The sequence below is a fragment of the Corynebacterium simulans genome, assembly GCF_001586215.1.
Taxonomy (GTDB): domain Bacteria; phylum Actinomycetota; class Actinomycetes; order Mycobacteriales; family Mycobacteriaceae; genus Corynebacterium; species Corynebacterium simulans.
Map to the genome: position 1 here is coordinate 1,814,657 of NZ_CP014634.1, position 11,181 is coordinate 1,825,837.

An 11,181-nucleotide genomic window follows, 5' to 3' on the forward strand; every position below is an offset into this window, starting at 1 on the left:
GCCCCATACCCTAGTCACGCGGAGGGCCTAGTGTTGCTACTCCACTCGTCGCGTCCATGGAAGAGCTTCAAACTCTGCGCGGTCTCCGTTCACAAACCGCTCAAGGAGGGACAAGGCTTCGTCGATGTCCTCAAGGAGCATCTGGAAGCTTTCCTCCTCACCGTTGTTGTGGCCCCATTCGACGAGGTAGCGCGCTGCTCCTGTTTCTGAGGGTTCCACGCGGTCGACCTGGCAGTAATCGCCCGGAACTATTCGGTCAAAGGCCGCTACCCACGCTCCCACTTCGGGGAAGCCGTCCTGGCGAACTGCTTCGAGAAGGTCATCGTTGAAAAGATATGCGGCCGAGCCGAAGACCGTGGCATTGACCATGAAGCGCTCTTCCTCAGGGATATCTGAGGACGACTTCTGATCTTGCCAATTCACTTTGTCCACCAATTGCGCTGGGGAGTAGGTGAATTCAACCATCACACCCAGAGCAAGGGGCAGTGGGGTAGAAGGGATTTCGTGTAGTTTCCCGTCGGGGGTGACAAGGTCAAGCGAAACGTTGTCGCCCGTGTAGGTGGTTGCCAAGGTATAACGCTCCTGGAAGTCCACCTGACTCCCGGATCGAACCTCAAGCTTCCATCCTGTGAAGAAGCGAAGCCCAGCTTCGAGTACGGAGGAGGATGTAGCCACCTCCCAAGTGTTCACATACAACTTATCCGCGAGTAGCTTCAACTGGCAGCTCTCAGCCCCTGGAAGCGGCTTGCCCGACGGGTTATACAGCGCCAGGGAATCATCGACAACAAGCGAAATGCCATAGTCCTGTGCCAGATGAGTTAGTCTCTCGATCGTGACCGTCCTGACGTCAGCAGGGATGAGCAGCCGAGTAAGTGCTTGGGCCTCTACCTGTTCCTCAGCGAGGAGGATTTCGCTTCCGAGCTTTGTGTTAATCCTCTCAATGTATTTCTGCATCCGAGGGCTGGGCTCGCCATTATGGTCAGCGCGGATGCGGTGCATCATGCATACTGATGCTTCAGTCCACTGTTCCTCGCGCTCTGGTAGCTCCATTGCTGTGACCGTGGTGTACGGCGCGGGATCCGAAGATGAAGAGTCCGGGAAGACCGTGGAAATCATCTCGCCGTTGCCGTCTAAATAGTGCTCCGCCACTGCGATGACTTCGTCTGCAATATCGAAGGTCTGCACATTGTCGGTGCCGAGGTTATCGTAAACCTTTGCGGTCCACTGTCCCTGTGTATTGCGGCCGTAGGCCAGGGAAAATGTTGGCCATTTGTGCAGGTGGACCATCACGCCTTCGGGGAGCTCCTTCACCGCGTCCAGCCGGCGCCAGGGTGTTTCGTGGCGGAATGAAGGATCCAGGATAGGTTTTGATGCGCGCTGAGAAAGCGGCTCCCATGCGAATTCTTCGATCAACGGGTTGCGATCACTGAAGGAAAGCAGAATTTCTCGTGCTTCTTCGTAAGTATCGACAGTGAGTGTGCGGAATACCGGTTCAGTGGCCTCTGGAGGGAGGCTGGACCATATCAGTTCGAACTGGCCGCTTGCGCGCACGTGCATGGACATTTCGAGGCCGTAGCTTCGTTCTTCCGAGCCATAGTTGATTACCTGAATCCACGTCTGTTCGGACATCGGCAGGCGGAGTGCGTCTTCAAAGGCGCGATCAAGCATAGGTCTGCTGACCTGTCGCCACATAGTTCCCATGCAGTTCCTGATGGAGGAAAGGCCATTGCTGCTCGTGGGGATTCCAGTCGCATTAAAGAGGATGTCTGTGGTTCCAATGAAGACCACCAAGCCGTGGTAATACGCCAACAAAGCTAGCTTTTCTTGGAGCTCTAAATTGCTGGAATCCATCGTGACCGTGACGGCCGAATGCGCGGGCACGTCCTGTCCGAAGAGCTTGGAGAGTGCCGCCGATGCCTCTTCCATTTCTGGATCCGGCTTACGAAAGGAATCCAGCCCTTCCGTCTGTATTAACTCCAGAAAATAGTCATGGTCGGCAATTAATTCTTTCTTAAAGCGCACGATGTTGAGCTGCACGTCCATTAAGCGGGGTCCTTCCGGGGTGGGTTGGGCAAGGGCACGAACAAGCTTATATGTCTTGCGTCACAGTTTTCTTGGGATCCTCTGGACGGTCTCTGTCAGGGCGCTCTTGTCGACGGTGGGCGGGCGCGGGCTTTAGCGGTGCGCTGAAAGGTACTCCAAGATTGCCTTGACGCGGCGGTTGTCTTCGCTGGGATCTAAACGCAGCTTGGTGAAGATATTGGAGACGTGCTTGGCCACCGCGGCGGAAGAAAGGACGAGCTCGGCGGCGATGTCCTTGTTGGACTTGCCGCGGGACATGAGTTCGAGCACCTCGCGCTCGCGCGGGGTGAGCTCACCCAAGCCGCTGCGCCCGGAGCTCATTAAAGCCTGAGCCACGGTGGGGTCGATGACGGTGCCGCCCTGGGCCACCACGTCCAGGCTGGAGAGGAAGTCGCGCACTTCGGAGACGCGGTCTTTCAGAAGGTAGCCGGTGCCGGCATCGGGGGAGTCGAAGAGCTCCACCGCGTATGCGGGGGCCACATATTGGGAGAGCACCATGACGGGCAGGCCCGGGTATGCGTTTCTTAAGTTCACGGCGGCTTTCAAGCCGTCGTCGCCCATGCCCGGCGGCATGCGCACGTCCGTGATGACGATGTCCGGAAGCTCATCGCGCAGCTTGTCCACCACCGCCTCAAGCGCCGGGGCGGAGTCCGCCTGGCCCACAATTAAATGCCCGCGGCGCTCCAACAGGCCGGCGAGGCCCTCGCGCAGAATGGCGGAGTCATCCGCCACGACGATTCTCAAACTCATTGGTGAACTCCTGACTGTCCGCGATCGAGAAGAAGGGGAATCGAGCACGTCAGCCTCGTCGGCCCGCCCGGGGGAGAGCTCAGCGTCATCTCTCCGCCGAAAGCGACGAGGCGCTCGGCCATCCCCGCTAAGCCGTGACCTTGTAAAACCTGTGCGCCACCCGGCCCCTCATCCACCACGGTGATTTTCAAGGAGGCATCCGCGGTCACTAAAACGGAGACCGGCGCGCCGGGCGCGTGCTTGGCAGCGTTGGTTAAAGCCTCCGTGCCGAAGAAGTAGCCGCAGGCCAACACGGAAGCGGATAGCTTGGGCAAAGGATGCGGGGCGAAGACGCTGACGTGGGGGCCGTGGGAAGAAGCAGCGTCGGCAAGCGCGGCCACCAAACCATGATCCTGCAGGACCTGGGGGTGGATGCCGTGCACCGTGGCGCGCAAGGACTTGAGGCCGCGGTCCACGTCCTGCTTGGCCGCGGTGAGGAGCTCGGCGAGGTCTGCGGGGGCGTCGAGAAGAGCCTCCCCCAACTTCATGCTCGCGGCCACGAGGTATTGCTGCGCGCCATCGTGCAGGTCGCGCTCGATGCGAGCGCGCTCCACCTCATAGGCGTCCGCGATGGCGCGGCGCGAGGCCGTGAGCTGCGCAATCTGCTGCGCCTGCTGCTGCTCGTGCGTGGTGGAATGGGGCTTCTTACGGAACACGGTGCTAAGCATATCGGGCGACGGTCCCGTCAGGGGTAGTGCTGGCACTACCTTAAAGAGCAACGCTAGGGCTGTTCTTTCCGCGGGCCCGGCACGGTGGAATGAGAGACATGGCAAAGACACTTTCCCTGACAGACATCACCAAGGATTTCGGCGGCGGCCCGGTGCTCGCTGGAATCTCCCTCGACATTGAACCGGGCGAGCTCGTGGCCGTCATGGGGCCGTCCGGCTCCGGCAAATCCACGCTGCTGCACTGCATGTCCGGCGTGCTGACGCCTACGCACGGCAGCGTGCGCTACGGCGACGAGGAGCTCTCCGCGCTTGGCGACGGCCCCCGCTCCCGCACCCGCCTGCGCAACTTCGGCTTCGTCTTCCAAGACGGCCAGCTGCTGCCGGAGCTGAGCAACGTGGACAACGTGGCGCTGCCCGCCATGCTCAACGGAGTATCGCGTGGGGCTGCCCGCAAGCGCGCGATGGAGCTTCTTGGTCAGCTTGGCCTTGGCGGTTTGGCGGATCGTCGCCCGGCGCAGGTCTCCGGTGGCCAGGCGCAGCGCGTGACCATCGCGCGTGCACTGGTGGCAAATCCGGGCATCGTCTTCGCCGACGAGCCCACCGGTGCGCTGGACCAGTCCACCGGCCACGAGGTGATGCAGATGCTCACGACCATCGTGCGCCAGTCGGGTGCCAGCCTGGTCATGGTCACGCATGACCCGAAGGTGGCCGATTGGATGCAGCGCCGCGTGGAGATTCGCGATGGCATCATTCACGACGACCGCCGCCTTGGGGTGATTCGATGAACACCGCGACCCTAGTTATGGACCTGCAGCGCGAATCTATTCGCGCGCGCTCAGGCACGGGAATCGTCTCGATGCTGGCGATTGTGAGCTTGACCATTGGCTCCGCCATCGCCTTCCTCGTTGCGGGTGGTACCTGGATGTTCTGGCAGCGCGCCCAGCACGTCGAGGATGCCGCCCCGGCACTCAAGGAGGCCTTCGGCAACGATATTACGGCCTGTTTTTATATCTGGTTCGCCCTAGCCCTTTTTGCCTGCGCGTTCATTCTTCCGGCGCTGTTTAACCTCACAGCCCAAGCAGCCGTCCTCGGTGCGTCCGGCAGGGAGCAGCGCCTGGCCACCCTGCGCCTGTTGGGGCTGAGCTCCCGGCAGGTGGAGCGCATGGCCATTGTGGAGACCGGCCTCCAGGCGGTGATCGGCATCGTGCTCGGTGGGCTGATCAGCCTGCTCGTCGCGCCGGTCTTCACCCAGCTGGATTTCCAGATGCGCCCCATCGCTCTGTCCGAGCTTCTCCTCCCGTGGTGGGGCTACCTCGCCGTGGCGGGTGTGCTTTTCCTGCTGGCCATCGGCGCCGCATTCGTCGGCATGCAGCGCGTGCGTGTGAGCCCGCTGGGCGTGGCCAAGCGTCAGATGCCCGCGGCTTACCGCTGGTGGCGCGCCATCGTCTTCCTCATCATCGTGGCGGCCGGTGGGGTTTTCCTCTTCGGCAAGGCGGGCCCGCCGACCGCCATGGTCATCGTGGTCATGTTCGGCATGCTGATGAGCATCAACCTCATCGCTCCCTTCATCCTGCAGCTCGGCGCGCACATCTTGTCCCTCTTCCCAGGCACCGCGCACTTCGTGGCCTGCCAGCGCGTGGCGGGCAATGCGCGCCCCGCCTGGCGGCGGAGTGCTGCCATCGGCTTCTTCGGTTACTTGGCGGGATTCCTCGTTGCCGCGCCCCTGGGCGCAGACGCTTTGGCCCTATCTCTGAAGGAAGACCCGGGGACGAACGTGGTGTTCAAGGACATCTCCACCGGTGTCTTGTTAACCCTCATCTTCGGCTTCACGCTGACCACCATGTCCATCATCCTGGGACAGGTCTCCGGCATTTTTGAGGACAAGGAGCTCATCCGCTCCCTGGATCTCATGGGCGTGCCGCGCGGCTTCCAGTTCCGCTCCGGTGCCTGGACCGTCATGGGCCCGGTCGTGGGCTTGAGCTTCTTCGGCTTCCTCTTCGGCGGTGGCATCGCCTCGCTGATGTTCTTCTCCGGCCTCGATTCAAGCGACGTCGACGTGAGCGCTCGCCTGCTTATGGCCTTCGGCTTCCTGGCGGTGGGCTGGGTGGTCACGCTTCTTGCCATTGTCCTTGTTGAACCGTTGCGCGGCTACGTGCTGCGCACAGGAGGTCGAAAAGAATGAAAACTGTACTGAAAATTTTGGCGGACTCTTAGTCGTTGCCTTTATCGCGGTGCTCGCCGCCGTGTACTTCCTCGGCCCCTCCTATGGCGGGGCGCTCCTGGGCAAGCCCTATATTCTTTTCAACACCAGCGAAAAACGTATCAACACCGCGATGGTGGATACCGCAGCGTATACCGGAATCTATGGCGAGAGCGAAGAATTTCAGCGCGCCCGCGAGGCCTTCAAAGAGGACCCGACCAACGCGGAGCTCCTCGTTGCCGCCATCGATGCCGCCGGCGGCAAGCACTCCAAGGTCTTTAACACCGAGAAGGAAAAGGCCATCGACAACGCCGAGCCCTCGGTTTCCTTCGAGGACGGCATCCTGCGCGCCACCGTCCCGTCTATCGGCCGCCACGATGATGGCCAGGCCTATGCCGATACCTTGGCTCAAGGCCTGACTGCCCACCCGGAGGCCTGTGCCGCCGTGGTGGATCTGCGTGGCAACGACGGCGGCGATATGGGCCCGATGTACGCGGGCTTAAGCCCCCTGCTGCCGGATGGCACCGCGCTCTCCTTCGTCAGCCGCATGGGCACATCTGACGTGGTCATCGACGGCAATTCCGTCACCGGCGGCGGCACGCCCACCACCACGTCGGGCGGCAAACTTGAGGTTCCCGTCGCCGTGATTACCGACGACGAAACCGCCTCCTCCGCCGAAGCCGCCCTCCTGGCCTTCCGCGGGCTGGACAACGTGCGCACCTTCGGCGAGCCGACCGCCGGCTACGCCTCCGCGAACGTGGTTCTGGATTACCCGGACGGCCGCTCGCTCATGCTCACCACGGCCAAAGACAAGGCGCGCACCGGCGAGGAATTCGCCGAGGACCCCATCGCCCCCGATGCCCCGGAATCCGAGCTCGATTCTTGGCTCGCTTCCCGCTGTGGCTCCTAAGCACGTTGCGGCTTCCTAGCCGCAACGCTCGCCTTCCCACCGCCAGTAGTGGTGCCACTTCCACGGCGGAGGAACGAACTCGCCCCGCCGTTTGATGACCGCGAGGACCTGGTGCACAGCGACGTCAAGGTGGTGCTCAATCGTGGCGGCGGTGAAGTGGAGGGGCAGGTAGCCGCGCTGAATGGCGTCGTTAAGCTTCTGGCGGTCGATTTCGAAGCGCTGCCGGTTCTCGCCTTTGTGATACGCATAGCCGTCCACCTCGATGGCAACCTTGTGTTCCTCTAGCACCAAGTCCCAGCGGTAGGGCCCAACCCGCACGTTGTTGCGGACTTTGACGTGGGGTTCAAGGCCCCGGGTGAGGTCGCGCTCCGGCTTGCTATCCGCCCCGACGATGGCCTTCTCCAACACCTCACGCGTGTGCTTGGGCAGGCGGCGAAAGTCCAGCTGCTCGGTCTCGATGCGCGAGCGCCCGTGTGGCCCAGCGAAGAAGGCCTCGATGAAGGCCACGCCATCCTCCTGCGCCATGGCCTCAATGCATTACAGCGGGCTGCACACGTTTACCCCGTTCATACTGCCCAGCGCCTTGGGCCGTGCCCGCCGGCTGCGGAAATACGTGCTTGATGCCATCGTTCCTGCACGCAGGAAGTGAAGCGGAAAAGTCAGTTCTTGGCCAAGATACTGCTGAGCGGCGGAATAGCCGTCTAAAGCTGAGTCCGGCCAGCGCCGCGAGACGACTTCAGCGAGCTCGCGCGGCGTTGGCACCGCAGATAAATACAGACCGCGGCAAATCTTGATTGCCTGCCCCTTAGCAGCGCGGCGAGTCCCCGCGCGTCCCTCGAAAATTTCCATGTGCCCCCGACGAGTACGTTTCTAACAAATAAGCCCCCAGAAACCGCTGTTTTCGGCCCCCTATTTGATCGAATCGTACGTCACGAACGAGGAGTTGTCGCGGTGACAAAGAAAAAGGACGTTTCGATCAACTAAGGCCTCTCAAACCCTCGGATTTTGAGCCCTATTTGATCGAAACGTCCCTAGAAACGTGAATTACTTGAAGCGAGCGATAGCCTCTTCGAGGATCTTCTCCGCCTCAGCCTTGTCGCCCCAGCCAGAGCCGGTAACTTCCTTGTTCGGCTCCAAGTCCTTGTAGTGGACGAAGAAGTGCTCGATCTCGTCCTTGATGGAATCCTCAACATCGTTGATGTCCTGGTAGCGCTCCCAGCGAGGATCATCGATGACGCAAAGCAGCTTGTCGTCGCCGCCGGCCTCGTCGGTCATCTTGAAGACGCCGAGGACGCGAGCCTCAACAACAACGCCCGGGAAAACTGGCTCCGGCAGGATAACGAGAGCGTCGAGCGGGTCACCGTCCTCACCCAGGGTGTGGTCGATGAAACCGTAATCAGCCGGGTATGCCATTGGGGTGAACAGGTAGCGGTCGAGGTGAACCTTGCCGGTCTCGTGGTCAACCTCGTACTTGTTGCGGGAGCCCTTTGGGATCTCGATGGTTACTTCAACGCTCACTGCGTATTCCTCCATACAAATTGTGGGTACTGGGGGATTGCGGCCGAGAATATTCGGCATCATCAATCGCTGCCAATAGTCTACCGTGCCCCATTATCGCGCTAGGGTGAAAGGCGATGAAAGCGAAGCATATGTGGTGGACGGGCACGGCCGTGGTGATGGCCGCTGCCATTGCAGGCACGGCTGCACTCGGGGTAAACATCCAGAGCGCCTACAACAATTTGGACCACGGGACCCCGTATTCTCAGCCCACGCCGGCGACACCTTTGCAGGTTGCCCAGCCCGGTGAGGTGGATTTAGAAGCGCTGAAGGCCCGCCTTGATTCCCAGGCTAAGGACCCCGCGTTGGCGACGTTCGGCGCGCAGGTCATCGACACCACCAGCGATGAGTTGGTGTGGGAGCGCGACGCCCAGCGCCCGCTGACGCCGGCATCTTCCACCAAGGTGTTAACCCTTGCCGCAGCCACGTTGGCACTCGGCGAGGACGAACGGATCACCACGCAGGTCCTGCAGGGCGAGGAGGAAGGCACGGTTGTGCTGCGCGCGGCTGGCGACGTCTGGATGACCTCCGCACAGCTCGATGACCTTGCCGCCCAGGTGGGAAACGCTAAGCGCGTGGTGCTGGATACTTCCGCATGGGCAGGCCCGCAACAGGCGCCGGGTTGGGACCCCGAGAATGTCGACGAGGGCTTCGTGGCGCCTATGCAGCCCGCGATGCTTTACGGCGGCCGCGTCGGCGCCACGACTGGCGACGTCCCACGTAGCCACACCCCGGCCACGGATCTTGCGCATGCACTGGCAAAACGCTTAGGCACCGACAAAGTCGAGGAAGGCGATGCCCCGCAGGCCGGCGTCGTGCTCGGTGAGGTGCACTCCGCGCCGCTGGCCGAACGCGCGCAGGAAGCCGCGAAGCATTCCGACAACGTCATGACCGAGGCCATTGCCCGCGAGCTGGCCACGGCCCGTGGAAAGGAAGCTAGCTTCCAAGGCGCTACCGAGGCCACCCGCGAGGTGCTCGAAGAAAACGACATCGACTTAAACGGCGTGAATATTAAGGACAACTCCGGGCTGTCCACCGAGAACCGCATCCCGGCGGCAGTGCTGACGCGCATCGTGGACATCGCCGCGACGAACGACGCCCTGCGCCCCCTGCTGGGTTATCTTCCGCTGGCCGGCGGCGAGGGAACCTTGTACGAGCGCTACGGCGATTCGCCTGCCCGCGGCTATGTTCGCGCCAAGACTGGCACGCTGACCGGCGTCTCTGCGCTGGCTGGTACCGCACAGGGCCAGTCCGGCCGCGTCTATGCCTTCGCCTTTTTGGTCAACGACGGTGACATCTTGGCCGCCCGCAAGGCCCAAGACGCGCTGGCCAGCGTGCTACATGAGTTCTAAATACGCGGCAAAGCCCTTCTGGCCGCGAGTTTCGCCAAACTTTCTGGCCTGCCGCCGCGCGGTGGTGGAGTGGGCGCAGGAGGCAAAGCCACAAGAGAGCATAGCCGTGGGGCTCTCTGGCGGCGCCGATTCTTTGGCACTGACCGCGGCCTTGGTGGCCGAGGGCTTCGAGGTACAAGCCCTGTGCGTCGATCATGGCCTGCAGCCGGGTTCTGCCGAGCAAGCCGGGAAGGCCGCCGGCCAAGCAGAAAGCTTGGGCGCGCGGGCAGAAGTACTGAAGGTGGAGGTTGCAGATCGAGGCTCCCTGGAGGCCGCCGCGAGACTAGCGCGCTACCAGGCTTTCGCCGGTGCGACGCGGCTGCCCGTGGCCGTGGCGCATACCGCTGACGACCAAGCCGAGACCCTGCTGCTTGGCGCGCTGCGCGGCAAGGTCGCCGGCATGCTGCCTGCCGCCGAGATTGAGGGCGTGCGCGTGGTGCGCCCCCTGCTGCAGGTCCGCCGCGCGCAGACGCTTGCCGCCTGCGAAGAGCTGGGTCTTGCGGTTTGGCATGACCCGCAAAACCGCGATACCTCCTTCCGCCGCGTGGCGCTGCGCCGCGAGATCATCCCGCAGCTTTCCCAGCTGATCGGGGGAGACGCCGTGCCCGCACTCGCCCAGGCGGCGGGGGATGCCGCGCTTGACGACGCCGCGTTAAGTAACGCGGCGTTGAGTAAGGCGGCGTTAAGCAACGCGGCACCGGGAAGCGAAGGCCTCGACGCTGCGGAGTTGGCAGCTCTTAGCGAACCGGTGCGACGGCGTATCCTGGCTGCGTGGCTGCATGAGCAGGGGGCGGAAGTAACCCGTGAGGTGCTGCGCGGCGTCGGCAAGCTGTGCACCAACTGGCACGGACAGGGAGGCGTGGCCGTGGCGCCGAGCCTGAAAGAGCAAAAAATCATGGGGCAGAGGTTGGAAGTAAGAAGGGTTGGTGGCAAACTGGCACTATTGCCCGGTCACTAAAGGAGCGCAAGCGTGCACGACAAAAAAGATTTCAACGTCCCAGCAAATGCTTACGGCAAAGACGTCGAAGCCGTCCTCATTGGCGAGGAAGAGCTGCAAGCACGAATCCAGGAAATGGCGGATAACGTAGCCGCTAAATATAAGGACGCAGAGGAAGAACTCATCCTCGTTTGCGTGCTCAAGGGAGCCGTTTTCTTCATGACGGACTTCGCGCGCAAGCTGTCTATTCCTTCCCAGATGGAGTTCATGGCGGTTTCTTCCTACGGCAACGCCACCTCCTCTTCCGGCGTGGTCCGCATCTTGAAGGACCTTGACCGCGACATCGAAGGCCGCGACGTTCTCATCGTTGAGGACATCATCGACTCTGGCCTCACCCTGTCCTGGCTGATCCGCAACCTCAAGGGCCGCAACCCGCGCTCCCTCGAGGTGGTCACCTTGCTGCGTAAGCCGGAGGTCATTCGTGCCGAGATCGATCTGTTCGATGTTGGATTCGATATTCCGAACGAGTTCGTCATCGGCTACGGTCTCGACTACGCGGAGCGTTACCGCGACCTGCCTTACGTCGGCACCTTGCATCCAGACGTCTACACCAACAAATAGGGATTACTAGGTACAAATAGGTACTA

General features: G+C 61.9%; 12 protein-coding genes. 6 read left to right on the forward strand and 6 right to left on the reverse strand.

The window, feature by feature from the left end; all coding sequences use genetic code 11:
• Positions 1-36 precede the first annotated feature (36 nt).
• From WM42_RS08430 to WM42_RS08440, 3 genes are all read right to left on the reverse strand, one after another.
• Positions 37-2,043 carry a hypothetical protein gene (locus tag WM42_RS08430; protein WP_062037098.1) on the reverse strand — a complete coding sequence of 669 codons (2,007 nt, stop codon included), beginning with the start codon at positions 2,041-2,043 and terminating at the stop codon, positions 37-39.
• Between the two features lie 132 nt (positions 2,044-2,175).
• Positions 2,176-2,832 carry a LuxR C-terminal-related transcriptional regulator gene (locus tag WM42_RS08435; protein ID WP_062037101.1) on the reverse strand — a complete coding sequence of 219 codons (657 nt, stop codon included), beginning with the start codon at positions 2,830-2,832 and terminating at the stop codon, positions 2,176-2,178.
• A complete protein-coding gene (locus WM42_RS08440; protein WP_062037104.1) occupies positions 2,829-3,539 on the reverse strand; it encodes a sensor histidine kinase in 711 nt (236 codons plus the stop codon). Before WM42_RS08440 ends, WM42_RS08435 begins: the two co-directional genes overlap by 4 nt.
• A 98-nt stretch (positions 3,540-3,637) precedes the next feature.
• On the opposite strand from WM42_RS08440, the gene WM42_RS08445 reads away from it, so the two are divergent.
• Genes WM42_RS08445 through WM42_RS08455 form a run of 3 tightly spaced genes read left to right on the forward strand, consistent with a single transcriptional unit; the run spans position 3,638 to position 6,649 of the window.
• Complete coding sequence (locus tag WM42_RS08445) at positions 3,638-4,324, forward strand: ABC transporter ATP-binding protein (protein ID WP_062037107.1); 687 nt, start codon at positions 3,638-3,640, stop codon at positions 4,322-4,324.
• Positions 4,321-5,721, forward strand: coding sequence for an FtsX-like permease family protein (locus WM42_RS08450; protein WP_062037110.1), 1,401 nt, complete (start codon positions 4,321-4,323; stop codon positions 5,719-5,721). Before WM42_RS08445 ends, WM42_RS08450 begins: the two co-directional genes overlap by 4 nt.
• A 49-nt stretch (positions 5,722-5,770) precedes the next feature.
• Positions 5,771-6,649 (forward strand): S41 family peptidase, encoded by an 879-nt coding sequence (locus tag WM42_RS08455; RefSeq protein WP_235591241.1) that lies wholly within the window; start codon positions 5,771-5,773, stop codon positions 6,647-6,649.
• A gap of 15 nt (positions 6,650-6,664) precedes the next feature.
• On the opposite strand, the gene WM42_RS13695 is transcribed toward WM42_RS08455, so the two are convergent.
• The 3 genes from WM42_RS13695 to WM42_RS08465 form a co-directional block, all read right to left on the reverse strand.
• Positions 6,665-7,174: a DUF559 domain-containing protein gene (locus tag WM42_RS13695; protein WP_235591242.1), complete on the reverse strand. Its 510-nt coding sequence runs from the start codon at positions 7,172-7,174 to the stop codon at positions 6,665-6,667.
• A gap of 12 nt (positions 7,175-7,186) precedes the next feature.
• On the reverse strand, positions 7,187-7,498 hold the full coding sequence (locus tag WM42_RS13700; RefSeq protein ID WP_235591243.1) for a hypothetical protein: 312 nt from the start codon (positions 7,496-7,498) through the stop codon (positions 7,187-7,189).
• 195 nt (positions 7,499-7,693) lie between these two features.
• Complete coding sequence (locus tag WM42_RS08465; RefSeq protein WP_062037114.1) at positions 7,694-8,167, reverse strand: inorganic diphosphatase; 474 nt, start codon at positions 8,165-8,167, stop codon at positions 7,694-7,696.
• A 116-nt stretch (positions 8,168-8,283) separates the two neighbouring features.
• Between WM42_RS08465 and dacB the strand changes: the two genes are divergently transcribed.
• Genes dacB through hpt form a run of 3 tightly spaced genes read left to right on the forward strand, consistent with a single transcriptional unit; the run spans position 8,284 to position 11,155 of the window.
• Positions 8,284-9,558: a D-alanyl-D-alanine carboxypeptidase/D-alanyl-D-alanine endopeptidase gene (gene dacB / locus WM42_RS08470; protein ID WP_062037118.1), complete on the forward strand. Its 1,275-nt coding sequence runs from the start codon at positions 8,284-8,286 to the stop codon at positions 9,556-9,558.
• The gene (gene tilS, locus WM42_RS08475; protein WP_062037121.1) at positions 9,548-10,555 is read left to right on the forward strand and encodes a tRNA lysidine(34) synthetase TilS; all 1,008 of its coding nucleotides are present in this window, start codon (positions 9,548-9,550) and stop codon (positions 10,553-10,555) included. The genes dacB and tilS overlap by 11 nt, the downstream gene beginning before the upstream one ends.
• A 12-nt stretch (positions 10,556-10,567) precedes the next feature.
• Positions 10,568-11,155, forward strand: coding sequence for a hypoxanthine phosphoribosyltransferase (hpt, locus tag WM42_RS08480; protein WP_061924728.1), 588 nt, complete (start codon positions 10,568-10,570; stop codon positions 11,153-11,155).
• Positions 11,156-11,181 lie beyond the last annotated feature (26 nt).